Source organism: Streptomyces sp. NPDC029122 (assembly GCF_055569445.1).
The window spans coordinates 26,220-51,193 of the sequence record NZ_JBVHWK010000033.1 but is presented as its reverse complement, the minus strand read 5'-3'; the positions used below and the strand labels follow the sequence as shown (position 1 = coordinate 51,193).

General features: G+C 73.3%; 22 protein-coding genes. 12 read left to right on the top strand and 10 right to left on the bottom strand.

Translation table 11 applies throughout. The features are described from left to right. Positions 1–23: 23 nt before the first annotated feature. From ACZ4WZ_RS29445 to ACZ4WZ_RS29425, 5 genes are all read right to left on the bottom strand, one after another. Positions 24–962 (bottom strand): sigma-70 family RNA polymerase sigma factor, encoded by a 939-nt coding sequence (locus ACZ4WZ_RS29445; RefSeq protein WP_467895112.1) that lies wholly within the window; start codon positions 960–962, stop codon positions 24–26. Positions 963–972: 10 nt separating this feature from the next. Further along, positions 973–2,163 carry an NAD(P)/FAD-dependent oxidoreductase gene (locus tag ACZ4WZ_RS29440; protein WP_467895110.1) on the bottom strand — a complete coding sequence of 397 codons (1,191 nt, stop codon included), beginning with the start codon at positions 2,161–2,163 and terminating at the stop codon, positions 973–975. A 121-nt stretch (positions 2,164–2,284) separates the two neighbouring features. After that, on the bottom strand, positions 2,285–2,584 hold the full coding sequence (locus tag ACZ4WZ_RS29435; protein ID WP_467895106.1) for a hypothetical protein: 300 nt from the start codon (positions 2,582–2,584) through the stop codon (positions 2,285–2,287). A 189-nt stretch (positions 2,585–2,773) separates the two neighbouring features. Continuing rightward, the gene (locus ACZ4WZ_RS29430; protein ID WP_467895103.1) at positions 2,774–3,214 is read right to left on the bottom strand and encodes a carboxymuconolactone decarboxylase family protein; all 441 of its coding nucleotides are present in this window, start codon (positions 3,212–3,214) and stop codon (positions 2,774–2,776) included. Beyond that, positions 3,211–3,876, bottom strand: a complete 666-nt coding sequence (locus ACZ4WZ_RS29425) for a class II aldolase/adducin family protein (protein ID WP_467895100.1) — start codon at positions 3,874–3,876, stop codon at positions 3,211–3,213. The genes ACZ4WZ_RS29430 and ACZ4WZ_RS29425 overlap by 4 nt, the downstream gene beginning before the upstream one ends. Before the next feature lie 139 nt (positions 3,877–4,015). Here ACZ4WZ_RS29425 and ACZ4WZ_RS29420 point away from each other — a divergent pair, with 139 nt between their 5' ends. Next, the gene (locus tag ACZ4WZ_RS29420) at positions 4,016–4,402 is read left to right on the top strand and encodes a MerR family transcriptional regulator (protein ID WP_467895219.1); all 387 of its coding nucleotides are present in this window, start codon (positions 4,016–4,018) and stop codon (positions 4,400–4,402) included. Positions 4,403–4,435: 33 nt separating this feature from the next. Here the strand turns inward: ACZ4WZ_RS29420 and ACZ4WZ_RS29415 are convergent, their stop codons facing one another. Beyond that, positions 4,436–5,086: a maleylpyruvate isomerase family mycothiol-dependent enzyme gene (locus tag ACZ4WZ_RS29415; RefSeq protein WP_467895097.1), complete on the bottom strand. Its 651-nt coding sequence runs from the start codon at positions 5,084–5,086 to the stop codon at positions 4,436–4,438. A 251-nt stretch (positions 5,087–5,337) separates the two neighbouring features. Between ACZ4WZ_RS29415 and ACZ4WZ_RS29410 the strand changes: the two genes are divergently transcribed. From ACZ4WZ_RS29410 to ACZ4WZ_RS29380, 7 genes are all read left to right on the top strand, one after another. Further along, entirely contained in the window at positions 5,338–5,976 is a 639-nt protein-coding gene (locus ACZ4WZ_RS29410; RefSeq protein ID WP_467895094.1) for an ankyrin repeat domain-containing protein, read from the top strand. Beyond that, a complete protein-coding gene (locus ACZ4WZ_RS29405; protein ID WP_467895091.1) occupies positions 5,973–7,097 on the top strand; it encodes a hypothetical protein in 1,125 nt (374 codons plus the stop codon). The genes ACZ4WZ_RS29410 and ACZ4WZ_RS29405 overlap by 4 nt, the downstream gene beginning before the upstream one ends. A 226-nt stretch (positions 7,098–7,323) precedes the next feature. After that, positions 7,324–8,526, top strand: a complete 1,203-nt coding sequence (locus ACZ4WZ_RS29400) for a serine hydrolase domain-containing protein (RefSeq protein WP_467895088.1) — start codon at positions 7,324–7,326, stop codon at positions 8,524–8,526. Between the two features lie 84 nt (positions 8,527–8,610). Next, the gene (locus ACZ4WZ_RS29395) at positions 8,611–9,651 is read left to right on the top strand and encodes a vWA domain-containing protein (RefSeq protein ID WP_467895085.1); all 1,041 of its coding nucleotides are present in this window, start codon (positions 8,611–8,613) and stop codon (positions 9,649–9,651) included. A 198-nt stretch (positions 9,652–9,849) separates the two neighbouring features. Then, complete coding sequence (locus tag ACZ4WZ_RS29390; RefSeq protein WP_467895082.1) at positions 9,850–11,112, top strand: glycoside hydrolase family 26 protein; 1,263 nt, start codon at positions 9,850–9,852, stop codon at positions 11,110–11,112. A 17-nt stretch (positions 11,113–11,129) separates the two neighbouring features. Then, entirely contained in the window at positions 11,130–11,552 is a 423-nt protein-coding gene (locus ACZ4WZ_RS29385; RefSeq protein WP_467895079.1) for a YjbQ family protein, read from the top strand. Between the two features lie 60 nt (positions 11,553–11,612). Further along, the gene (locus tag ACZ4WZ_RS29380) at positions 11,613–13,088 is read left to right on the top strand and encodes an MFS transporter (RefSeq protein ID WP_467895076.1); all 1,476 of its coding nucleotides are present in this window, start codon (positions 11,613–11,615) and stop codon (positions 13,086–13,088) included. A 14-nt stretch (positions 13,089–13,102) separates the two neighbouring features. On the opposite strand, the gene ACZ4WZ_RS29375 is transcribed toward ACZ4WZ_RS29380, so the two are convergent. The 3 genes from ACZ4WZ_RS29375 to ACZ4WZ_RS29365 all read right to left on the bottom strand — a co-directional run bounded on the left by ACZ4WZ_RS29375 (position 13,103) and on the right by ACZ4WZ_RS29365 (position 19,724). Next, a complete protein-coding gene (locus tag ACZ4WZ_RS29375; RefSeq protein WP_467895073.1) occupies positions 13,103–15,529 on the bottom strand; it encodes a SpoIIE family protein phosphatase in 2,427 nt (808 codons plus the stop codon). Continuing rightward, positions 15,526–19,314, bottom strand: coding sequence for a HAMP domain-containing protein (locus ACZ4WZ_RS29370; protein ID WP_467895070.1), 3,789 nt, complete (start codon positions 19,312–19,314; stop codon positions 15,526–15,528). The genes ACZ4WZ_RS29375 and ACZ4WZ_RS29370 overlap by 4 nt, the downstream gene beginning before the upstream one ends. Before the next feature lie 65 nt (positions 19,315–19,379). After that, positions 19,380–19,724, bottom strand: coding sequence for an STAS domain-containing protein (locus ACZ4WZ_RS29365; RefSeq protein ID WP_467895068.1), 345 nt, complete (start codon positions 19,722–19,724; stop codon positions 19,380–19,382). 189 nt (positions 19,725–19,913) lie between these two features. Here ACZ4WZ_RS29365 and ACZ4WZ_RS29360 point away from each other — a divergent pair, with 189 nt between their 5' ends. The 4 genes from ACZ4WZ_RS29360 to ACZ4WZ_RS29345 all read left to right on the top strand — a co-directional run bounded on the left by ACZ4WZ_RS29360 (position 19,914) and on the right by ACZ4WZ_RS29345 (position 22,745). Further along, the gene (locus ACZ4WZ_RS29360; RefSeq protein ID WP_467895065.1) at positions 19,914–20,834 is read left to right on the top strand and encodes a SigB/SigF/SigG family RNA polymerase sigma factor; all 921 of its coding nucleotides are present in this window, start codon (positions 19,914–19,916) and stop codon (positions 20,832–20,834) included. Positions 20,835–20,839: 5 nt separating this feature from the next. Continuing rightward, positions 20,840–21,151: an STAS domain-containing protein gene (locus tag ACZ4WZ_RS29355; RefSeq protein WP_467895063.1), complete on the top strand. Its 312-nt coding sequence runs from the start codon at positions 20,840–20,842 to the stop codon at positions 21,149–21,151. Next, complete coding sequence (locus ACZ4WZ_RS29350) at positions 21,148–22,098, top strand: anti-sigma factor RsbA family regulatory protein (RefSeq protein ID WP_467895060.1); 951 nt, start codon at positions 21,148–21,150, stop codon at positions 22,096–22,098. Before ACZ4WZ_RS29355 ends, ACZ4WZ_RS29350 begins: the two co-directional genes overlap by 4 nt. 188 nt (positions 22,099–22,286) lie before the next feature. Further along, the gene (locus ACZ4WZ_RS29345) at positions 22,287–22,745 is read left to right on the top strand and encodes an ATP-binding protein (protein WP_467895057.1); all 459 of its coding nucleotides are present in this window, start codon (positions 22,287–22,289) and stop codon (positions 22,743–22,745) included. A gap of 74 nt (positions 22,746–22,819) precedes the next feature. On the opposite strand, the gene ACZ4WZ_RS29340 is transcribed toward ACZ4WZ_RS29345, so the two are convergent. Beyond that, positions 22,820–24,550, bottom strand: a complete 1,731-nt coding sequence (locus ACZ4WZ_RS29340; RefSeq protein ID WP_467895054.1) for a SpoIIE family protein phosphatase — start codon at positions 24,548–24,550, stop codon at positions 22,820–22,822. Positions 24,551–24,974 lie beyond the last annotated feature (424 nt).

Genomic DNA, 24,974 nt, shown 5'->3' with positions numbered 1-24,974 from the left:
CGCACGCCACCGGCCGGCGCGGGTCACCATCCGCTGATGACCGGCACGTCGGGCCCGCGCCGCCGCCAGACCCCCTCGAGGCGGGCGAGCCGGTCCGGGGCAGCGATGCCGCGCAGGAACGCCACCCTGCCGTCGCTGAGTTCGAACGCCACGATCCCCGCGACCCGGTCGCCCACCACGGCGAGGACGGCCGGGGAGCCGTTGAGCACCGCGATGTGGAAGGCGACGGGGCCGCCCGCCAGCCGCCGCTTCGCCGCGGTGGGCCTGAATCCGGCCCGTACGTACGAGGCCACGCGCTCGCGCGTCGTGAACCGCAGCAGCCTCCTGGCCAGGCCGGCACCGTCCGAGACGACGGTCACGTCGGCGGTGAGCAGTTCCACCAGGCGTTCGGTGCGCCCCGAGGTGGCGGCGGCGAGGAACTCCTCGACGATCCGGCGCGCGGTCGCGGGGTCCGCCTCGTCGCCGGCGCGGCGCTCGTGGGCGACCCGGCGCCGGGCCCGGTGGACGTACTGCTGGCTCGCTGACTCGGTGATGTCGAGGATCCCGGCGATCTCGGCGTGCGGGTAGCAGAAGGCCTCGCGCAGGACGTAGGCCGCCCGCTCGGCCGGCGACAGGCGCTCCATGAGGGTCAGTACGGCCAAGGACACCGATTCGCGCTGCTCGAAGGTGTCGGCGGGGCCGAGCATCGGGTCGCCCTCGAGGAGCGGCTCGGGCAGCCAGTCCCCGGCGGCCCGCTCGTGGCGCGCCTGCGCCGAGCGGAGCCGGTCGAGGCAGAGACGGGTGACGACCTTGGTCAGCCACGCCTCGGGCACCTCGATGCGGTCCCGGTCCGCGGCCTGCCAGCGCAGGAACGCGTCCTGCACGGCGTCCTCCGCGTCGGCCGCCGAGCCGAGCAGGCGGTACGCGAGCGAGGCCAGCCGGCCCCGGCCGGCCTCGAACCGGTTGACGGCTGCGTGGTCCATGCGGTGCAGCCTATGCGGCGGCCCACGCGCCGGTCCCGTCGGGTGCGGCGGCAAGCCGGCGCCGGCGCTTCGGCATGCCGAAGGTCGGGTGGTCGATGCCCCACGCGGCCCCCTTGAGCACGCCCGACTTGAGCATCGCGGCGGTCCGGCCGCCCAGGTACCGGGACGTGGACCGGGCGTCCGCGTCCACCATCTGGAAGATGGCGTCCCGCCGCCCGAGGCTGATGTGGTTGCCGTGGTACTTCATTGCGGTGGCAGGGATTTCACCGCCCGTCAGGCGGGCGATGATCGCGGCTGTGGCCCGCATGGTGGTCAGGCCGGCCGAGGCGCAGGACATCGGCAGCGGGCGGCCGTTCGCGCCGATCGCGTAGGCGCAGTCGCCGGCGGCGTAGACGTCCGGGTGCGAGACCGAGCGCATGGCGGCGTCGACGACGATCTGGCCGGTGCCGGCGACCTCCAGGCCGCTCGCGGCCGCTACGGGGTGTACGGCGAACCCCGCCGACCACACCGTCACGTCCGCCGGGAGGGACGTACCGTCGGCGGCGATCGCCCGTCCCTGCTCGACGGCTTCGACGCGGGTGTGCTCGTGGACGGTGACGCCGAGCCGGTCGAAGGCCCGGCGCAGGTGGCGGCGGGCCTTCGGGGAGAGCCACGCGCCCGGCTCGCCGCGGGCGGCGAGCGCGACCGAGAGGTCGGGCCGGGACTCGGCGAGCTCGGTGGCGGTCTCGATGCCGGTCAGCCCCTCCCCGACGACCAGCACGGTGCCGCCTGCGCCCAGGCCGGCCAGGCGCTCGCGCAGGCGCAGCGCCGAGGAGCGGCCGGTCACGTCGAAGGCGTGCTCGGCGACACCCGGGACCCCGTGGTGGGCCGCGGCGCTGCCGAGCGCGTACAGCAAGGTGTCGTAGGCGAGTTCGCCGTCGCCCTCCTCGCCGGTCACGGCGACGGTCCCGCGCTCCGGGTCGACGCCGGTGACGCGCGCCAGGCGCAGCCGTACCCCGGTGCCCGCGAAGACGTCGGTGAGCTTGCGGAACGCGAGGTCCTGGCCGGCCGCGAGCTGGTGCAGGCGCATCCGCTCGACGAAGTCGGGCTCGGCGTTGACGACGGTGATCTCGGTGTCGGCGGAAGAGAGCCGACGGGCCAGGTCCCCGGCGGCGAAGGCGCCGGCGTATCCGGCGCCCAGTACGACGATGCGGTGCTTCATGGCGTGCTCCTGTCTCGTTTCGCGTGCCCCTTGGACGAGACGGCGCCGCGATTCCTGACAGGAGGCGGGTGTGACGTGGGTCACCCGACGGCACGGCGGTCGCCCCGGGCGACCGTTCCCGCTAGCGGGTTTCGCGGCGGGCGGTGAGTTCACCCTGTACGTAGGCGTCGGCTTCCGTCGTGTAGGGGCCTCCGTGGTCGAAGAGCGAGTCGGTGATCCGCTGCCATTCCGCCACCTCGGCGCGCGTCGCCCCGTCTGCCGCCGCGAGGTCGCCCGCCGCCTTCCTGGCGGCGTGCAGGGCCTCGGCGGCCCGGTGGTGCGTCATGCCCTCGGCGCGCCGCCGTACTCGGTCGCGGGCGGCACGTTCCGCGGGAGTCGGCTCGCGCGGCTCGCCCGACGGCGTGGGGTCGTCCTGGGTCATGGCAGGTACGCCTTTCCGTGAGTGGGTGCTGCCCGGCCCGCCCGCGGATACCCGCGCCCGCCCCGCTCATGCCGGCGGTCCGGGGGGAGCCCGCAGGCCGCTCCGAGCGGGCCTGCGGGCTCCCCGTCAGCCACCGCCGGACCGGGACCGGAGGCGGCGAGCGCGGCAGCGCACTGCCCGCCCACGTCCTCAGAACCGCGCCGCGCCGTTCGGGCCGTCGTGCCGTGCGCCTCCGGGGCCCCCTTCGTCCGGGGCGAGTTCGGCGATGATCTCGGTGCCCAGTGCGTACGCCGGCACGCCCGCCGTGATGAGCGCGGTCTCGGCGACCCCGATGAGGTCGGCGATGCCCGCCCCGGCGTGGAGCGCGCCCCGGGCGTGGATCCGGGCGGGGTGTGCCCGGCCGAGGGCCAGCAGCTGGCCGAAGTGGACGAGCTGCTGCACCCGGCCTCCCAGGGGGCTGTCCGTCAGCACGATGTGCCGCAGCGCCGCGATGGCCTCCTCGGTGGGAAGCCGGCCGAAGTCCCCGGCCAGGCGCAGACGTTCCCGCACTCCCTCCGGGACGGCTCCCAGTGTGGAGCGGTAGCGGTCCCGTACCGCCTCCGTACGGGAGGCCGGCGTGTCGTTCGTCATGACGCCCTCTTCGCGATGGCGGCCCGTACGGCCTCCTGGGCGCCCGGGGGAAAGTCCACGGCCCCGCCGATCGCCGCTGCCGCGATCTCCGCCTCGGCGCTCTCCTCGATCGCCACCAGCAGGTGGGCGGTGGTCAGGGCGTCGGGTCCGAACACCAGCAGTCCGTGGTTGGCCAGCAGGACGGCGGCCGTGGTGGGGCGCCGCTCCAGGACGTCGGCGATGCCGCGCACCGATACGTCCGAGCCCCGGGGCCCCCACGGGACCACCGGCACCTCCTCCGCCTGACCGAAGCGCAGCATCGGCTCGGTGCGGCAGGGCAACGGCCGGTTCGCCACCGCGAAGGCGGTCGCCGCGGGCGAGTGCGTGTGGATGACGGCGCCCACGTGGGGGCGCGCCTCGTAGACGACGCTGTGCATGGCGACGATCTCGGCGCTGACGGACTGCAGTTCGCCCTCGAGGACCTTTCCGTCGAAACCGACGGTCGCCAGGTCTTCGGGCCGCACCCCGCGGACGAACCCCGGGGTCAGCAGGAGGCGTTCGCCGTCGAGCCGCGCGCTGAGGTTGGCGTGCCCGGAGTGGGACATCACCCCCGCCGCGAACAGCCCCTCGGCGGCCTGCACCAGGGCGTGGGCCCGCTCTTGCGCTCCACGTGTTCCAGTCATACGTCTCTCCCGGAGTCTGCCGGCGGCGGCCGCTCGTCGGCCGCCGTCCACGTGGGGACCACTCTTCAACTTGAACTAAGGTTCAAGTCAAATGCCTCGGGTGAGGGACCAACGGGAGCCAGGAGGGACCGGCGTGCGCATGACGATCGGCCAACTCGCCGAGATCACCGGAGTGCCCGCTTCGGCGATCCGGTACTGGGAGCGGCACGGTTTGCTCCCCCCTCCGGAACGCCAGAGCGGCCAGCGGCGCTACCCACCGGAGGCGGCCGAGCGGATCACGGTGCTCCGCAAGTGCCAGCAGGCCGGGCTGACACTGGCGGAGATCAGGGAGTTCCAGCGTGAGCAGCCGCGCAGGCAGGCGATGATCCGCGCCAAGATCACGGAGATCGAGCAGCGCATGGTCGATCTCGACCACGCCCACCAACTCCTGACGCACGCCGTCCAGTGCGGCGAGGAGGACATCGTCAGGTGCCCGAAGTTCCGCGAGCAGATGGCGGCGTGGCGGGAACCGGACCCGACGCCGTGAGCCGCCCGGCCGCGCGCGGGACTCACACGGGCTTCAGCGGCCGGTGAAACGGCCGGCCGCTTCACCGCGCAGCCGCCCCGGCGGCAGGCTGCGGCCGAAGGCGAGCAGGAGGAGGTCCTGGGCGGCCCCGTACACCGGGGCGCCCGCCCCGTACGACCAGTCCGTGTCCTCGGCGCTCAGCCGCACTCCCCTGAGGTCGACGCCGAAGAACTTCAGGCCGCTGGGCTTGATGTCGTCGAGCAGGATGCGCAGCCGGTCCTCGGGGACCCGCCGGGCGTGCCCGAGGGCGGCCGTGACGTCCAGCCCGTGGACCACGTCGTGCCCGAGAGCTGCACGGAACCCGCCGACCGGCGGCGTCCAGGGGTGGTGGGCGTTGTCCCGGAGGAAGGCACTGAGCTCCGTGGCCGAGTGGGCGGCGGCGTCGCGGCGGGCGACGCGGTCGGTCATGCGGTGGAGGTTCCCCCGGGCCTTGACCAGTTCGCCCAGGGTCGCGGTCAGGGAGAGCCTGAAGCCCATCGACATGTGCGCGACGACCTCGCGGACCGTCCATCCCTCGCACAGGCTGGGCGCGTCCCACTCGGCAGCCCGCAGGCCGTCGAACAGGTCCGCCAGTTCGCGGCGTTCCGCGGCTATGGCGGCCTTGACGCCCGCCTGCCGGTCCTTGTGTTCCGTCTTGCTCCGCATGGGGCCAAGCCTGCTCCGGGCCGGTCCGTATGGCCAATAGACGGTTCTTCTGCCGTCCAGCACCAGTGGTTATGGGGACCTGCCGTGCGCGGGGCGCCGGGCCCGCCCGGGGGGCGCGGGGTCCCGCGTGCAGCCGATGGCGGGACGGGACGGATCAGCCGATCGGATGACGGGCGGGTCGGCCGGGCGGGTGGCCGGGGAGAGACGGCGGGGCGACCGGCCGCCGGGGCGGCCGGGCCCACGATGGAGGCATGAACCCGCACGACCGACTACTGCTCGAGGCCGCCAAGGCCGGTGACGCCGACGCCGTGCGCGCCGCGCTCTCCGCCGGCGCCGCTCCGGAGGCCCGGGACGAGGACCTGCGCACACCGCTGCTGCTCGCGGTGCTCGGCGACCACGTCCACGCGGCCGAGGTCCTGGTGGCCGCCGGAGCCGACCCCGACGCCCCCGACTCCCGCGCGGACAGCCCCTGGCTGGTCACCGGGGTCACCGGCAGCGTCCGCATGATGCGGGTCCTGCTCCCGGCGGGGCCCGATCTGACGCAGCTCAACCGGTTCGGCGGGATCTCCCTCATCCCGGCCGCCGAACGGGGGCACGCCGGATACGTACGGGCCGTCCTGGCGGAGACGGACATCGACGTCGACCACGTCAACCGGCTGGGCTGGACCGCTCTGCTGGAGGCCGTCATCCTCGGCGACGGCGACTTCCGCCACGAGGAGGTCGTCCGGCTGCTGCTCGCCGCCGGAGCGGACCCGTGGCTCGCCGACTCCCAGGGGGTGACCGCGTACGAGCACGCGGTGCGGCGCGGCTTCGACGGGCTGGCCCGGCTCCTGGGCGCGGCACAGGACGGGTCCGGCGCCGACGGCCGGCCCGGCCGGAGCGCGCGATGAGCCGCCGGGCCCGGATCCGGTCGGTGCTCGTCGTCGTGCCGGCCCTCCTCGCACTGCTGGGCGCGTGCACCACGGCCGGCGCCGAGGGCGGCGCGGGCGGGGCCGCCGCGGCGCCCGCGCCGAGCGGAACCCCGCTGCCCGCCGGCCGCCCCACCCCCGAGGGGACCCTGCTCGTCGCCGACTCCGGTGCCGACACCGTCACCTTCGTCGATCCGGAGCGCGGCCCGGTCGGTTCCGTCACCGTCGGCACCGCCCCGTACGGACTGGCCGTCGGCCCGGACGGCACCGCCTGGGTGGCCACCGCCGAGGGCGTGGCCCTGGTCGACACCCGCACCCGCACCCGGGTGGCCCGGATCCCGTACACCACGGGCACGGGCCCCGCCGGCACCGGCGAGTACCGGGGAGGCGGCATGGGCATCGCCCTCTCGCCGGACGGCTCGCGCGCCTACGTCGGGGTCAACGTGCCCGGCGGCCGGGGCGTCCTCGAGGTGATCGACACTTCGGCGCGCGAGGTCACCGCCACCGTGCCGGTGGGCCGCCGCCCCTTCGACGTGGACGTCGCCCGTGACGGCGGCGAGGTGTACGTGACCGGCCACGACTCCTTCGACGTCACGGTGGTCGCGGCCGGCACCCTCGCGCCGCGCCGCATCGAGGTCGCCCCGTACGGCACCGAGGGCGGCCTGGGCTCCTGGCTGAAGCCGCACTACGCGGCCGTCCGCCCCGGCGACGGCCGGCTGCTGCTGCCGTTCGAGGGGGAGCGGCTGGCCGTGGTGGACCCCCGGAGCGGCGCGGTCACGGTGGAGCCGATGACGGCCGACACCCACCAGCACGGCACCGCCCTCACCGCCGACGGCCGGCTCCTCGTGGTCGGCACCGGCGCCGTGGAGGAGGGCGAGGGCCCCTCGCTCACCGTCAGGTCACCCGGCGGGGACGAGCGCGTGTACCCACTGGCCGGCCCGCACGAGGACGTCGCGGTGTCCCGGGACGGCCGGACGGCGTACGTCACCGGTGGTCACACCCGGGAGGGGTACTGGAACGGGCTGAGCGTCGTCGACCTCTCCGACGGCACCACCCGACGCCTTCCGGCCGGCGCCCGCCCCCTGGGCATCGCCGTGCTCTAGGCGTGCTCCGGACGTGCTCTGGACGTGCTCCGGACGGGGTCGAGCGGTGCCCGCGTCCCCGCGGGTCCCGCCCGCCGGCGCATCGTTCCGGCCGGTCCGCACGCGCCCCGCACGGGGGTCTCCGTGTCCGCCGGACGGCCCCGGCCGCGCGCGTCGCGGGCCCGGGGCGCGCGCCCGGGGTGTTAGGCCCTGTCTTCCGAAGTCCCACCGACCCCGGGAGACATACGTGCCCACCCGCGCCTCCGTTCGCCGGCTCCGCGCCGGACTGTCGGCCGCCGCCCTCACCGCCGCCGCGCTCGGGGCGCTCCTCCCGCCCGCGCAGGCGGCCGGTTCGGGCCCCGGGCCCGCCGGCGGCGGCCCGTACGGCGACGAGCGCCTCCAGCGGCAGCTCGAACGGCTCGTCGCCCGGGACGACGGCCCGCCCGGGGTGATCGCCGTACTCACCCGGGGCGACCGGACCAGGGTGTACACCGCCGGTGTCGGGGACCTCGCCACCGGACGTCCGCCGCACCTCGACGACCACATGCGCGTCGCCAGCATCGCGAAGGCGTACAGCGGGGCCGTCGCGCTCCGGCTCGTCGACCAGGGGCTGCTCTCCCTCGACGACACCATCGGCGAACGGCTGCCCGCCCAGCCCGCCGACTGGCACCCGGTGACCCTGCGCCAGCTCCTCCAGCACACCAGCGGTCTGCCCGACTTCTCGGCCGACCCCGAGTTCCTGAGGATCCTCCGGGCCGACCCCCGCCACGTCTTCGACCCGCGCGCGCTCCTCGGCTTCGTCGCGGACGAGCCGCTGCTCTTCCGCCCGGGCAGCCTGTACGAGTACTCCAACTCCGACAACATCGCCGTCGCCCTCATGGCCGAAGCCGCCACCGGGCGCCGCTACGAGGAGCTCCTCGAGGAGCTCGTGTACCGCCCGCTCGGGCTGCGCCGGACCAGCCTGCCCCTGGGCCACCGCCTTCCGCGCCCGTTCCTGCACGGCTACGACGTCACCCCGCCCGCCGCGCCCGAGGACGTCAGCGAAGCCATCGGCACCTCGGGGGTCTGGGCCTCCGGCGGCATCGTCTCCACCCCCAGGGAACTGGGCGCCTTCATCCGCGCGCACGGCGGCCCCGCGCTGCTGTCGGAGAAGACCCGCAAGGAGCAGCTCGCCTTCCGTCCCGGCGGCTCCTCCGTGCCGGCCGGCCCCGGCACCAACGCCGCCGGACTCGCGATCTTCCAGTACACGACCCGCTGCGGCGTGCTCCACGGCCACACCGGCAACTTCCCCGGCTACACCCAGCTCGCCGCCACCACCCCCGACGGCACGCGTTCCCTCACGTTCTCCGTCAACACCCAGACCAGCGAGGGCAACAAGCCCGGCCTGCTCGCCCTGCTCCGCACGGTCCAGGAGGACTTCGCCTGCGCGCTCCTCGACGGCCGTCACTGACGCTGCCGCACCGCTCACCGAAGACCGATTGTCAGTGGCGGGTGCGAGGATCGGAGCATCAAGTCGGAAAGAGGGGGAGCGGTCATGACCGGAATCCAGAATTACATCAATCACGTTGCTCTTGTGCTGGATGCCAGTTCGTCCATGTCACACCTGAGTCAGAAAGTCGTCGACGTCGCGGACCAGCAGATCGCGTATCTGGCCCGCCGTTCGAAGGAACTGGACCAGGAAACCCGCGTCACGGTGTACGTGTTCTCGAACCGGGTCGAGTGCGTCATCTACGACAAGGACGTGCTGCGCATGCCGTCCCTGAAGCAGATGTACCGTACCGGTGGAATGACCGCCCTGCTGGCCGCCACCCTGCAGTCGCAGCGGGAGCTGGCGCAGACCGCCCAACTCTACGGCGACCACAGCTTCCTGACGTTCGTACTGACCGACGGCCAGGAGAACGCCAGCCACCGCTGCCCGGGTGCCCCCGGTCGCGACCCGCGTCAGCTGGTCGAGGCCGTGGGCAAGATGATCGAGACGCAGGACGACAACTGGACGCTGGCCGTCCTGGTGCCGGACCAGATGGGCAAGCGCGAGGCCATGCAGTGCGGCTTCCCGAAGGACAACATCGCCATCTGGGACGCCACGAGCACCCAGGGCCTGGAGGACGCCGGACAGGTGATCCAGGAGGCCACCGAGAAATTCATGGTGGGCCGCACCAAGGGAATCCGGGGATCGCGCGCGGTGTTCTCGACGGGCGGCGAAGCCGTGAACAAGAAGGCGATCGAGGCGGCCGGCCTCACCCCGGTGGATCCGTCGCAGTACCAGCTGATTCCCGTGGCCCGTGACGCGGCGATCCGCGAATGGGTGGTCGAGAACGGACACACGTACCGCACCGGTTGCGCTTTCTACCAGCTGAGCAAGTCGGAAAAGGTGCAGGCGCGAAAGCAGATAGCGGTACTGGAGAAGAAGACGGACCGGGTCTACACGGGACCGGAGGCCCGTGCCCTGCTCGGCCTGCCCGACGCGGAAGTCCGCGTCAAGCCCGACCACAACGACGACTTCACGATCTTCGTGCAGAGCACCAGTGTCAACCGGAAGCTGGTACCGCAGACGCGGCTGCTGCTCATGGTCTGAGGCCGGGCGGCCGCCGCCGGCTCCCGGGCCGCCGTCGGGCAGTGACAGGCGGGCGCGGCCGCCGTCACCCTGCCGGGCCAACCGGTGGCGGCCCGCTACCGCTAATGGTCCAGGATCGGGACACCCGGCAGGCCGTAGCGGGGTGGCACGCATAACGTCACTGGCAAGCACATCGTTCGCAGACCTTGTGGAGACGCCATGTCCCGTAGACGCCGCTGGATGGCCGGCGCCTGCGTCAGCACGGCCGCCGTCGTGCTGCTCGCCACCGGGGGCGCCCCCGCCCCCGCCCCGCACCAGGGCCCCAGGGGCGGCGCCGGGAAGGGGATCGCGGTGGGCGCTTACCTCCACTACGGCTCTCCCGGCGTCGACAGGATGCGGGGGCTCTCGCGCTGGCTCGGCGGAACCGACCTGCGCGCCGGGCACACCTACCTGCCCGGCGACACCTGGGCGAACATCGAGGGCCTGCCCAATTCCCTCGACGCCTGGGCACGGTGGCGCAAGCAGAGGTCCGACCGGCTGTTCGTCCTGAACGTGCCCATGCTGGACCAGAACGAGGCCGGGGTCCCCGACGACCGGATCGCCGAGTTGCTCCGCTCCGGCGCGGAGGGCGCGTACGACCACCACTTCAGACGGCTGGCCGAGCGCCTGGTCTCGCTCGGGCTGCGGGACACCGTGATCGTGCTCGGCTGGGAGATGAACGGGTTCAACTACACCCACCGGTGCCGCCCCGAGCCCGACGCCTGGAAGCAGTACTGGCGGAACATCGTGAGCGCCATGCGCTCGGTCGAGGGGCAGCGGTTCCGCTTCGACTTCGCCCCCAACCGGGGCAGCGACGCGATCGGCTGGACCGAGTGCTATCCCGGGGACGACGTGGTCGACATCATCGGCATGGACTCCTACGACCAGCCTCCCGGGAACACCTTCCACGAGCAGATCACCCAGCCGTACGGCCTCCAGCACCAGGTCGACTTCGCGAGGGAGCACGGCAAGCAGATCTCGTACCCCGAGTGGGGGTTGTTCCGCAACGGCGACAACCCCGACTACATGCGGCGGATGCTGACGTGGATCGCCCAGCAGAAGCCGCTCTACCACAGCATCAGCGACTACTGCCCGCACGGCGTGTGGCAGTGCGGGAAGAACCCGCGTTCCTCCCGCGTGTTCCGCGAGTTCCTGTCGGCCGGCCACGGCCGGCGGCCGGCGGCCGGGCCGCCGCACTCGGGCGGTCTCCCCGGCACGACCGTCGGGGCCGGCGAAGGGACCCTCGGGCGGGCCGGCGGCGAGGCGGTGGGATCCGGTGCCGGCCGGGGCGACGCCGGCGGCTTCGGCGGGAGCGCGGCGCTCCTCCCGCGCGAGCCACTCGGCGCCCTCCCCCGCGGTGAAGTCGGCGTATTCCACCGGAACGTCCCGCCCCGGCTCGGGTCGCGGCCCGGCGAAGACCCCCGCCGGGTACCCGGGTCCTGACCGAGGAGGATGGAGGGATGACAGACACCTTCACCACGCGGACGATCGACGTCACCACCGGCTCCGCGGAGACCGTCCACGATCTGACCGCGGCCTGCTCCGGCTTCCTGCGCGACGTCGCCCGGGGGCGCGACGGGCTCCTCAACGTGTTCACCCCGCACGCCACGGCCGGGCTCGCCGTCATCGAGACGGGTGCGGGCAGCGACGACGACCTGCTGGAAGCCCTGCGGACGCTGCTGCCCGCCGACGACCGCTGGCGGCACCGGCACGGCTCCCCCGGCCACGGCCGCGACCACGTGCTCCCGGCGCTCGTACCGCCGCACGCCACCCTGCCGGTCGTCGGCGGCGAACTGGCGCTGGGGACCTGGCAGTCGGTCGTCCTGGTGGACACCAACCGGGACAACCCCCGCCGGACCGTACGGCTGTCGTTCCTCGGCTGAGCCCACCCGTTCGGCCCCCGTGCGCGTTTGGGGTGCGCGGCGGCGGGCAACAGCGCGTGCATGACTGAGCTCGGGGGTCGCGTCGGAAGTCGGGATACGGGGACGGTCACCACGCGGGTGCCGGCACGGCTGGACCGCCTGCCCTGGTCACGGTGGCACTGGATGATCGTGGTCGGGCTGGGCACCGTGTGGATCCTCGACGGCCTCGAGGTCACCATCGTCGGCAACATCGCCGGACGCCTCTCCGAGGACGGCAGCGGCCTGTCCGTCACCGACGCCCAGGTCACCGGCGTCGCCGCCGCGCTCTACGTGGCCGGGGCGTGTTCGGGAGCGCTGGTGTTCGGGCGGCTCACCGATCTCTTCGGCCGCAAGAAGCTCTTCCTGGTCACCCTCGCCCTCTACCTCGCCGCGACCGCCCTCACCGCCCTTTCCTTCTCCCCCTGGTGGTTCTTCCTCTTCCGCTTCCTCACCGGATTCGGCATCGGCGGCGAGTACGCAGCCATCAACTCCGCGATCGACGAGCTGATCCCGAGCAAGTACCGGGGCCGGGTCGATCTGATCATCAACGGCAGCTTCTGGCTCGGCGCCGTCGCGGGCGCACTGCTGTCCGTGGTCGCGCTGGACACGGACGTGTTCCCCGCCTGGCTGGGCTGGCGGCTCACCTTCGCGCTCGGCGTGGTCCTGGGGCTGGTGATCCTGCTCGTCCGGCGCCACGTGCCCGAGAGCCCCCGCTGGATGTTCATCCACGGCAGGGACCGGGAGGCCGAGGAACTGGTCGGCGAGGTCGAACGGCAGGTGGAGGCCGAGAAGGGGGTACCGCTGCCCGAGCCGGACGAGGCGATCACCGTCACCCCGCACCGGAGCATCGGGTTCGGACTGATCGCCCGGACCGTCTTCCGGTCCTACCCTCGGCGCGCCGCCCTCGGCCTGTCGCTGTTCGTCGGACAGGCGTTCCTCTACAACGCCATCACCTTCGGCTTCGGCACCATCCTGATCCGCTTCTTCGACGTCTCCAGCGGCGTCACCGGCTACTACTTCGCCGTCATCGCCTTCGGCAACTTCCTCGGGCCGCTCGTCCTCGGCCGGTTCTTCGACACCGTGGGCCGCCGCCCGATGATCGCGGGCACGTACGTGCTGTCGGGGCTGCTGCTGTTCGCCACGGCGTGGCTGTTCGGCGCGGGCCGGCTCACCGCGCTGACGATGACGGCGTGCTGGTGCGCGGTGCTCTTCTTCGCCTCGGCGGGGGCGAGTTCGGCGTACCTGACCGTGAGCGAGATCTTCCCGATGGAGACGCGGGCGATGGCGATCGCGTTCTTCTACGCGATCGGCACCGCGGCCGGCGGCATCTCCGGGCCGCTGGTCTTCGCCGACCTCACCTCCAGCGGCGTCCGCGCCGACACCGTCGTGGCGTTCTGCGTCGGGGCGGCGTTGATGGTCGCCGCGGGAGTGGTCGCCGCCTTCTTCGCGGTGGCGGCCGAGGGGCGCTCGCTGGAGCGGATCGCCGCCCCGCTCTCCGCGCGGTCCGACACCGCCTGAGATCCCGGCACCCGTCAGTCGACCTGTACGCCGATCACACAGGTGTCGTCGTCGGTGTCGGACCAGCTCTCGGTGAGCAGGCCGTCGAGGCGGCCGTCCAGGTCGTCGGCCCCCGAGGCGACCGTCCCCAGCAGATGGGCCAGGGAGTCCTGCACGGAGGCGTCCCGGCGCTCGACCAGGCCGTCCGTGAACAGCAGCAGGGTGTCCTGCGGTTCGAGCCGGACCTCCTGCTCGGCGTAGGTGACGTCGGGCAGCGCGCCCAGCAGCAGCCCGTCGATGAGGGGGAGGGCGCTTGCCTCGCCCTTCCTGACCAGTACCGGCGGCAGGTGTCCGGCGCGCGCCCAGCGCATGACGCGGGTCCGCGGATCGTAGAGGCCGCAGACGGCGGTGGCGGTGACCTGCTTGGTCAGGTGGTGGGTGACCGTGTTGAGCCAGGACATCAGCTGGGCGGGGCCGGCTCCGGTCACGGCGAGGCCGCGCAGGGCGTTGCGCAGCACGACCATCCCGGTGGCCGCCTCGATGCCGTGGCCCGCGACGTCGCCCACCGACAGCATGATGAGGCCCGAGGGCAGGACGAGCGTGTCGTACCAGTCCCCGCCGACCAGCGACTCGGTCTCCGCGGGCCGGTAGCGTACGGCGACCCTCAGCCCCGGTGCCTCGATGTGGTGGTGCGGGGGCATGATGGCGTGCTGGAGCTGGAGGGCGAGCCGGTTGCGTTCGGCGGATTCCGCTTCCGTGAGGGCCAGCTGGTCGCGGGTGGCGGCGAGGGCCACCTCGGTCCAGTGCTGCGCGGAGATGTCCTGGTAGGCGCCGCGGACGGCGTGCAGCCGCTGGGCCGAGTCGAGGACGGGCTCGGCGACGACCCGGATGTGGCGGAGGATGCCGTCGGAGCGTCGCAGGCGCAGGTTGACGGAGGCGGGACGGCGGTAGCGTATGACGGCGCGCAGGAACCGGCCGAGGGCCGCGGCGTCGTCCGGGTGGGCGTAGTCGGGCAGGTTCCGCAGCGGTACGGGTGAGGCGGTGCTCGGCAGTCCGTGGAGGGCGTAGAGCTCGGAGTTCCAGCTGATCTCCCCGGTGCCGAAGTTCTCCTCGAAGCCGCCGATGCGGCCCAGGCGCTGGGCGTGCTGGAGCAGGTTCGCCAGCCGGGCGGTCTCGTCCTCGATGCGCCAGATCAGCAGGACCGCGGCGCCGTGCCGGCTGACGCTGATGTCCGCGACCGAGGTCAGCGGGATCTGGTCGACGAGTGCCGTCAGGCTCACGCGCTCGGCCCGGAACGGTTCGCCGGTGGCGTGCACCCGCTCGATGCTCTCGAAGAGGCCGTTCTCGCCCGCGGCCATCGGGTAGGCCTCCAGCAGCAGTGCGCCGTTGACGTCGCCGCGCGGACGGCCCACGGGGTCGACGAAGCGGGTGTTCACGTGGCGGATGCGGAAGTCGGCCAGGCGGCCGTCCGAATCGAGTACCGGGGTCAGGATGATGGTGGGATCGTACAGCCCCTCGGCGAGGGCGATCAGCTCCGAGACGTCGGGGAGCAAACCCTGCGGCGCCGCGGCGTCGGGCGCGACCGCCGTGTCCAGGGTGTGGGCGCACAGCTCGGCCAGCGCCTCGACCTGACGCTGGATCTGCGGCGGCTGCGGCGGCAGGGGTTCGGGCCAGCAGACTTCGAGTACGCCGTGCACGCGTCCGCCGGTGCCGGCCGGGACGGCCATCCGTCCGCCGTCGGGCCACTGCGGGCGCCCGATCGAGGGGATGCCCTCGCCCCGCAGGTCGGCGAGGGTGACGGTGGCGCGTTCGCGCAGGGCGAGGCGGGGCACGGTCGCGACTCCCGGCGGCACGTGACGCCAGCGGGAGGCCTCCTCGGCGGGGAATCCGGCGTGGCCCGCGAGGGTCAGCGAGCCGTCGGGGGCCGCGGCCCACACCGCCACGGCGACCGCCCCCAGCGGGGTCAGCGCGTTGGCCAGCAGTGATTCCGCCACGGCCTGGGTGTCGGCGGAGGCGAGGACGCCGCTCTCGGCGGTGCGCAGGCGTACCGCCACGTCGGAGGTGCGCGGGGCCGGCCCGGCGGTCGCGGTCCGTTCCACGAACTCGGCCGCGACCTCGGTGACATGGTCGCGGGCCGCCTGGTTGACGATGTCCGCGGCGAGTTCGAGGGGGGAGAGCCCGGCCTCGCGGCACAGCTCGTCGAGCTGGTGGGCCGCGGCGGCGGGGGTGCAGTTCAGGCGCCCCATCAGGATTCCCTTGGCCAGTTCGACCAGCGCCCGGCCGTCGGCGGCCGCGTGTGCCTCGCGCACCTCTCGGCGCAGCCGCTCGACCGTGGCGACGAGCCGCCCCAGGGGCGTGGCGGTCTGCCTGGGCAGGGATGGCGGCGGCCGGTCCCCGGCCGGCGCCGCGGCCGCTCGCTCCGCGGGGGACTGGGAGGTCTGGGAGGTCTCGGAAGGGATCACCGTACTGCCGCTCCCTCGTCCTGGCGGCCCGGCGCCGTCAGCCAGTACCGGACGCGGCCGATGAGGTCGTCGGCGTCCACGGGCTTGGTCACGTAGTCGCTGGCCCCGGCCGCGAGGCTCTTCTCCCGGTCGCCGGGCATGGCCTTGGCGGTGACGGCGATGATGGGCAGGCCGGCGTGGGCGGGCATGCGGCGGATCTCCGCGGTCGCGGCGTATCCGTCAAGCTCGGGCATCATCACGTCCATCAGGATGAGGTCGACGCCGGGGTTGCGGGTGAGCGTCTCGATGCCCTTGCGGCCGTTCTCGGCGTGGAGGACCCGCATGCCGTGGAGTTCGAGGATGCCGCTGAGGGCGAACAGGTTGCGCGCGTCGTCGTCGACGACGAGGACGGTGCGTCCCACCAGCTCCCCGTCGGGGAGCTGGTGGGCGGGCTCGGCTTCCGCCGTCCCGTTGACGAGCGGCGGCAGCTCGCCGGGCCGCTCGGTGGACAGGTGCAGGACGATGCGCTCGCGGAGCTCGTCCAGGCTGGTCAGCAGTTCCAGGCGGCGGGAAGCGGCCCGCTCCCGCAGGGCCTGTTCCTGACCGTTGTCCAGACGGGGGTTGTTGTGGGCGAGGACCGGCAGGGAGCTGAGCGCCGGGTCGCCGTCCAGCGCGTCGAGGAAGCGCAGGGCTTCGCCGTCGGGCATGCCGAGTTCGAGGACGACGCAGTGGAACGGCTCGGACGCCAGTGCCGCGGCGGCTTCGCGCGAGCTGGTGGCGCCGACGACCTGGATGCCCGGCTGCTCGGCGTTCCCGCCGTGGCGCGGGACGAGGTCGCGCTCGGCGCTCTCCGCGACGAGGGAGAGCAGGCCGCTCGGGCGTTCCTCGATGACGAGGAGGCGGCGGCCCTGGCGCTGGCGTGCGGGCGTGCTCGCGGCGTCGCCCCCGTGCCGCGGGGCGGGAAGCTCGTGGACGGGGCCGCGGGGCGCGGGCGCCGGGGCGGCGGGAAGGGCCGCCGGGCTTCCCTCGACGTCCGTGTGGGTGACCGGAAGGTACAGGGTGAAGGTGCTGCCCTGGCCGGGGGTGCTCTCGGCCGCCACGGCGCCGCCCAGCAGCTGGGCGATCTCGCGGGTGATGGAGAGGCCGAGCCCGGTGCCCCCGTACTTGCGGCTCGTGGTGCCGTCGGCCTGCTGGAAGGCGCCGAACACGGATTCCAGCTGCTGTTCGGGGATGCCGATGCCGGTGTCGCGCACGCGGAAGGCCATCATGCCGCCGCGCCGGACCAGTCCGGTGGGGATCTCCGCGTCGGAGGCTCGTTCGATGCGCAGTTCGACCCTGCCGCGCTCGGTGAACTTGACGGCGTTGGACAGCAGGTTGCGCAGGATCTGGCGCAGCCTGGCGTCGTCGGTGAGCAGGTCGGCGGGTGTGTCGGGGGCGGTGGTGACGGTGAAGTCGAGGCTCTTCTGCGTGGTCATCGGCCGGAAGGTGGCTTCGACGTAGTCGAGCAGGTGCGGCAGGTGGACCTTTTCGAGGTGGATGTCCATCTTGCCGGCCTCGACCTTGGAGAGGTCGAGGATGTCGTTGATCAGCTGGAGCAGGTCGGATCCGGCGGAGTGGATGATGCCCGCGTACTCGACCTGCTTCGGGGTGAGGTTGCGGGTGGGGTTCTGGGCCAGGAGCTGGGCGAGGATGAGCAGGCTGTTGAGCGGGGTGCGCAGCTCGTGGCTCATGTTCGCCAGGAACTCGGACTTGTACTTGGAGGCGAGTGACAGCTGCTGGGCGCGGTCCTCGAGCTCCTGCCGGGCCTGTTCGATCTGCAGGTTCTTGGCCTCGATGTCCCTGTTCTGGCTCGCCAGCAGGGCGGCCTTCTCCTCCAGCTCCGCGTTCGAGCGCTGCAGTTCCTCCTGCTGGTCCTGGAGTTCGGCGGAGCGGGCCTGGAGTTCGGCGGTCAGGCGCTGGGACTCCTCGAGGAGTTCGTCGGTGCGGGCGTTGGCGACGATGGTGTTGACGTTGACGCCGATGGTCTCCATCAACTGGCTGAGGAAGTCTCGGTGGACGGGGGTGAAGGCGGAGAACGAGGCGAGTTCGATCACCCCGAGGACCTGGTCGTCGACGACGATCGGCAGGATCATCAGGCTGCCCGGCGTGGTGTGCCCGAGCCCGGAGGAGACGATGTAGTCGGCGGGGACCTGGTCGGTGGCGATGGTCCGGCGGCTGCGGGCCGCCTGGCCGACGAGCGAGTCGCCGAGCGCGAAGCGGACGGCCACCCCGTCGGACGGGGAGCGTCCGTACGAGCCGACGAGGGAGAGCATCGTGCCCTGGGGGGTGTCCTCGGCCAGGTAGAAGGCGCCGTACTGGGCGGCGACCAGCGGGGTCAGTTCGTCCATGACCAGTTCGGCGACGGCCGCGAGGTCGCGGTGGCCCTGCATCAGTCCGGAGATGCGCGCCAGGTTGGACTTGAGCCAGTCCTGCTCCTGGTTGGCGCGGGTGGTCTCCCGCAGTGAGCCCACCATGGAGTTGATGTTGTCCTTGAGGTCCCCGACCTCGCCCGGCGCGTCCACGGTGATGGAACGCGTGAGGTCGCCCTCGGCGACGGCGCTGGTGACGGCGGCGATCGCCCGCACCTGGCGGGTGAGGTTCCCGGCGAGCTCGTTGACGTTCTCGGTGAGCCGCTTCCAGGTGCCGGAGACGCCCTCGACCTCGGCCTGGCCGCCGAGTCTGCCCTCGCTGCCGACCTCGCGCGCCACGCGCGTGACCTCGGCGGCGAAGGAGGAGAGCTGGTCGACCATGGTGTTGATGGTGGTCTTCAGCTCCAGGATCTCCCCGCGGGCGTCCACGTCGATCTTCTTCGACAGGTCGCCGTTGGCGACGGCCGTCGTGACGAGCGCGATGTTGCGGACCTGGCCGGTGAGGTTGTTGGCCATGGAGTTGACGTTGTCGGTGAGGTCCTTCCAGGTGCCCGCCACGTTCGGGACCCTGGCCTGGCCGCCGAGGCGGCCCTCGGTGCCGACCTCGCGGGCCACGCGCGTCACCTCGTCGGCGAACGCCGACAGCGTGTCGACCATCGTGTTGATGACGCCGGCCAGCGCGGCGACCTCGCCCTTGGCCTCCACCGTGATCTTCTGCGACAGGTCGCCGCGGGCGACGGCGGTGGCGACCTGCGCGATGGAGCGCACCTGGCCCGTCAGGTTGGACGCCATGACGTTGACGTTGTCGGTGAGGTCCTTCCACGTCCCGGACACGCCCCGGACCGTCGCCTGGCCGCCGAGGTTGCCCTCGGTGCCGACCTCGCGGGCCACGCGCGTCACCTCGTCGGCGAACGCGGACAGTTGGTCGACCATCGTGTTGATGGTGGTCTTCAGCTCCAGGATCTCCCCGCGCGCGGTGACGGTGATGCGCTGGGAGAGGTCGCCCTTGGCGACGGCCGTCGCGACATGGGCGATGTTGCGGACCTGGTCAGTGAGGTTTCCGGCCATGAAATTGACCGAATCCGTAAGGTCCAGCCAGGCTCCGCTGACCCCCGGGACCTCGGCCTGGCCGCCCAGCGACCCCTCGGTGCCGACCTCGCGGGCGACCCTCGTCACCTCGGACGTGAACAGCGAGAGCTGGTTGACCATCCCGTTGAAGACGGTGGCGATCTCCCCGAGCAGCCCTTCCGCGGCGTCGGGCAGCCGCGTACGGAAATCCCCGTCCCGTACGGCCGTCAGGCCCGCCAGCAGCAGCCGCAGCTCCGACTCCGTGATGCCGCCCTCACCCGGTACCACTGGCGCCCCGCCCGGTACCGCCGCGCCAGTCCGCTCAGCCATCGCCAACCTCACTCTCGCCGTCACTGCCGGTTGAAGGCTAACCCCGCACCAGGATTCCACCGGCCTCACGAGGCAAGGGCGCCCTCCAGGTCGGAGTGCAGCGAGAGGACCGTATCGGCCCCGGTCAGGGCGAACAGACGGCGCAGCTGGTCGCCCGGACAGGCGATCCGCAGCCCGGTCCTGCGGTGCACCCGCAGGAGCAGGTTGAGGAAGGAGGAGTCGCCGAATGTGACGGAACTCGCGTCCAGGACCACCACCCGGTGCCGGTCCGCGGCGGCGGTCAGCGCCTCCTCGAGCGAGGCCAGCGTGTCCTGGTCCAGTTCCCCGCGCGCCGCGACGACCCAGCCCTGTCCCGCCGGGTAACTGGCCTCGACCACGCCGTCGCCCCGCGCTTCCTCTGCCCCGGTCATGTCCGCCTCCCCGGATTTCACGTGCACTGGTTCCGCAAGGGAGTATGCATGCTCGATCCCCCGGCGACGACGCCGCCGCCGCGCAGCACGTCCCGCGGAAGAAGTCTCTTCGTCATGGACCGTGTAAGGCGCGGATCTCGGGGCAGGGGGGCAGCGGCAGCCATCGACAACAGGGAGGGAACGGCCACCATGCTTCGTTCGGCCGAATTCACACGCCCCGCTCGTGCGACGGACCACAGGGCTCCGGCATGCGCTCCCGCCACGGGAGCCGAGCCGCCGTCGGACGCCCTGCTCCCCCTCGTGGAGCAGCCCCGGGAGATCGCGCCCGGGGACGCCCGGGAGCTGTCCAGGCTGTTCTTCGCGAGGCTGCGCTCCCTGGAGGAGGGGACGCGGGAGTACCAGTACGCGCGCAACACCCTGATCGAGATGAATCTCTCCCTCGTGCAGTTCGCCGCCCGTCGTTTCCGGGCCCGGGCGGCCGGCGGCGGTCTCGACATGGACGACATCGTCCAGGTCGGCACGATCGGCCTGATCAAGGCCATCGACCGCTACGACCCCGAGCGCGAGGTGGAGTTCTCCACGCTGGCGCTGCCGTACATCACGGGCGAGATCAAGCGGCACTTCCGCGACACCACGTGGGCCGTCCACGTCCCGCGCCGGCTCCAGGAGCTGCGCTCCGAGCTCGCCAAGGCGCAGGAGGCGCTCACCGACACCCTGGGCCGGGCGCCGACGGTCAAGGAGGTCGCCCACCACCTCGGGCTGTCCGAGGAAGAGGTGATAGACGGCCTGGTCGCCGCCAACGGCTACACCAGCGGCTCCCTGGACGCCGGCGAGACGGACGAGGACCAGGGCAGCGGCCGCCCCGCCCGCGCGCTGGCCGAGAAGCTCGGCGAACCCGATCCCGCCATGGAGCTCTTCGAGGACTTCCACACCCTTGCTCCGCTGCTGCGGGAACTCGCGCCCCGCGACCGGCTGATCCTGAGCATGCGGTTCGGCCAGGACAAGACCCAGGCCGAGATCGGCGCCGAACTCGGGATCTCCCAGATGCAGGTCTCGCGGCTGCTCTCGCGCACACTGGCCCGGCTGCGCGCCGGGATGCTCACCCCGTAGGAGTCATGGTGGCCTTGACAGCCGTACCTCTTGGAGACCGGGCCGGCGCGCGCCTCAGCGGCAGCGGGGACCTGGACTCCCGGCGTGCGCTGGGTGCGGCGCTGGCCTCCGTGAGCCGGATGCCGGGACGGGTCGTCCATCTGGACCTGGCGGCGGTCAGCTTCCTCGACGCGGCCGCCGTGGCCGCCTTGGTGCGGGCGTCGGCCGCCTTCCGCGGGCAAGGCCGTTGCCTGCTGCTCCACGACCCCCCGTACTCGCTCCGCAAGGTGGTGGAGATGTTCCCGGACGAATGCGCCGCGCTGGAGGTCGCAGCATGATCACCGTTCCTGCGGCCGACGCCCCCGGGGCCTTCCACCATCCCGCGCTCTTCTACCAAGGGCCCGACGAGTACCTGGCCGGGGTGGGCGGTTTCGTACGTACCGCGCTCGAAGCGGACGAGCCCGTCCTGGTCGCCGTACCCGGTCCCCGGCTCGGTGCGCTGCGCGAGAGCCTCGGCGGCGCCGCGTCGGGCGTCGAGTACGTGGACATGACGCGGCTGGGCCGCAACCCCGGCCGTATCCTCGCCGCGTTGCGGGACTTCGCCGAACGGCACGCGGGCCGGCCGGCCCGTATCGTCGGCGAACCGATCTGGCCCGGCCGGACGGAGGCCGAGGTGCTGGAGGCCACGCGCCACGAGGCGCTCATCAACACCGCCTTCGCCGGCCGTGCCGCGTCCGTGCTGTGCCCGTACGACGTGGCCGGTCTGTCGGCGACGGTGGTGGCCGACGCCCGGCGCACGCATCCCACCGTCGTCGAGAAAGGGCGCGAGCTGGTGAGCCCGGCCTACACCGACGCCTCGGTCGTCAGCGGCGACTGCGACGTCCCGCTCCCCGAACCGGCTCCGGGAGCGGTGAGCCTCGACTACGCGCGTGGTGAACTCGCCCGGGTACGCGAGTTCACCGAGGCGTGGGCCCTCGGCACCTCCCTCGCTCCGGCCCGCCGGGGTGACCTCGTCCTCGCCGTCAGCGAGGCCGCGGCCAACTCCCTCGCGCACGGCGGCGGCCACGGCACCCTGCGCCTGTGGACCACCGCGGAGCTGGACGTGGTGGCGGAGGTCCGCGACGGCGGCCGTCTGGCCGATCCCCTGGCGGGCCGCCGCCGCCCCGCACTCGCCTCGGCCAACGGCGGGCGCGGTCTGTGGATGATCCACCAGCTGTGCGACCTCGTCGAGATCCGTGCCACGTGCTCCGGTCTCACCCTGAGAATGCGCGTGGCCGACTTCTGAGAGCCCGGCCCCCGTAAACTGTCCCGGCACTCGAAGTCGCCGGGGGACGGAACCCGCCGGGTGTCGCCGGCCGGCCCAGGGGGCATACGAACCGTCCGGAAACCGATGGAACCGACGGAAACAGCCGGGAGCGGCCCGAGCGGTCGCCACGAGAAGAAGCCGTGTCCCACGGCGGGGGTGAGACCACAGTGAAGAGCAGCGGATCGGAGACCGGCCATCCGCCCCGGCCCGTGGCGGCGGGCCAGCGCCGCGGCCTGGCGCTGGCCGGGGCCCCCGGCCAGGTCGCGAAGGCGCGCGACTTCACGCGGCTGGCGCTGCGCGACTGGGAGTGGGACGGGACCGACACGTCGGAGGACACCCTGCTCGTCGTCTCCGAGCTGGTGACCAACGCCGGTCTGCACGCCGGCGGCTGCGTGGAACTCGTCCTCACCCGGGGTGACGCCCTGCGCATCGAGGTGTTCGACGGCTCCACGGCCGTGCCGCGGCCCCAGGAGTCCCCCCGGCGCGGTGTTCCGGGCGGGCACGGGCTCCACATCATCGGCCGTCTCTGCGACCGCTGGGGCGCCGAGGCCCATGCGCACGGCAAGGTGGTGTGGGCGGAGATCGAGGCCTCCCGGCTGCTCTCCGGCAGCGCCGTGCGGCGTTGAGCGGATCCCTCGGCTGTCGAGTGGCCCCTTCGGCTGTAGAGGGTCCCTCCGGCAGTTGAGCGGACCCCTCGGCTTCAGCTCACCTCGATGACGACCAGGCAGGTGTCGTCCGCGAAGTCCTCCCGCCCGTACAGGTCCATCAGGGCGTCGAGGACGCGCTGGGCGCCGAGGCCCGAGCAGGTCGCGAGGCGCCGGCCCAGCGTGGCGATGCTCTCCCCCAGGTCCTCGTCCCTGCGTTCGACGAGGCCGTCGGTGTAGAGGAGCAGGACGTCTCCCGGCAGCAGGTCGACCGTGGCCGTGGCGTAGCCGTCCCCGGGCAGCAGGCCCAGCAGGGGGCCCCGGTGCGTGGAGTCCAGGGCCGCCGCGCCGCTTCCCCGGAGCAGGAGGGGCGGCGGGTGGCCGGCGCAGGCCCAGGTGAGGCGCCGGTCGGTGCCGATGTGGCCGATCACGGCGGTGGCGGTCTCGCCGGAGGGGTCGGCGCAGATCAGTTCGTTCAGCCAGGTGGTGAGGTCCCCTGCGTCGGTTCCGGGGGCGTGGGCGAGACCGGCCAGCGCATGCCGCTGCTGGGCCATCCGGGCGACCGCCCCGAGGCCGTGACCGCAGGCGTCCCCCACCGCGAGCAGGATCCGGCCGTCCGGCAGGACCCGGCACTTGTACCAGTCTCCGCCGACGGCGGCGTGCGGCTCGGCCGGCAGGTAGGCGGCCGCGACGGTGTACCCGAGCTCGGCGATCCGCGACGAGTGGGTGGGCAGGAGCGCCTCGCGCAGCGCCGCGGCGACCCTCCGCTCGGCCGCCGCCTCCTCGCGGAGCCTCTCGGTCTGCTGCCGGCTGGCGGCGAGCCGCTGCCTGCTGCGGACCTGCGGGGTCAGGTCCCGGACGATGAGGTGGATCGCCCAGGGCAGTCCGTGGGTGTCGATCACCGGTCGGCCGACCACGTGCAGGGTGCGGGCGTCGCCGTGGACGCTGAAGCGGATGTCGGTGCCGGGGGGCTCCTCGCCGTCGAAGAGTTCCCTGAGCAGTCGGCCGAACCGGGCCACGTCCTCGACGAGCACCGCGTCGCACAGGTCCGTGAGGGTCATCCGGTCCTCCGGTCCCGTACGGAAGATCGCGCACAGGCCGTCGGACCAGGTGGTGGTCCCGGCCAGCAGGTCGTAGTGGGCCCACCCCATGGAGGCGATGTACTGCGCTTCGAGGGACATCGCCTCGGTGTGCGCGTGCGCCGGCCGCCAGGTCGCCAGTACCTGGCCGCCGCAGGACGCCGCGTCGTAGAGCAGTGTGGTGCGGTGCAGCCGGCCGCCCCGCCATTCGGTGTAGTCCACCGGGTGCGCCTTGAGGGCCCGGCCGGTGCGCAGGACGTCCGTCAGCGCGGCGAGCAGACCGCCGGCCTCGGCGCCGGGCCGGGCCGCGAGCAGCCTGCTGCCGACCTGCCGGTCGGGCGGGTCCAGCCACTCCGCGGACCGGACGTGGTTCCCGGCCCGGACGACGAAGTCGGCGGTTCGGCCGCTGTCGTCCTCGACGGGGGCGAGCAGCGCGGCCGAGACCGGGATGGCGGGCAGGGCGGCGCACACGCAGCCCCAGGGGTCGTGGTCCTGGCCGGCGTCGCCGCAGCCGTGACCCCGGTCCTCGCTGCCTCCGCAGGGGCAGGCCCGCACGGCGGGCTCCCCGCCCGGCGGAGGCTGGGGGGCGGCGGCGGGGTCCTCGCGCCGGACCCCGGCGCTGCGGCCCGCGGCGGCCCGCAGCGAGGCGACCTCGCGGGCGATCAGCAGTTTGAGTCCCTCGGGGTCCTCTGGAACGGCGGGACTCATGGCACGCCTGCCTTCCGGTGGGGTGTCCGTACGCCGGGGCGGTGCCCCGTCGTCCGGCGGTGTGCACAGGCCATGGTGCTGGCAGCCGCTCGCTCGCGCACTTCGGAATCGGCGGGGAGTGGGGGGTTTGGGATCGCGGGGACGGGACACACGCGGGATGTCGGTGCGTAGCCCCTTTGAGCGGTGTGGCGACGCCCGAGAGCGGTGGCCGCACTCCGTCCTCCTTCCCCCCGGAACGGTGTGCGGCCACCGTCTGCCGTGCATGCCGGGGTCCCGGCGGGCCCGTTCCGCGGGAGCCGGGGCGGACGGCCGCGGGGGGGGGGGGGGGGGGGGGGAAGGGGGGGGGGGGGGGGGGGGGGGGTTGGGGGGGGGGGGGGGGGGGGTGTGGGGGGGGGGGGGGGGGGGGGGGGGGGGGGGGGGAGGA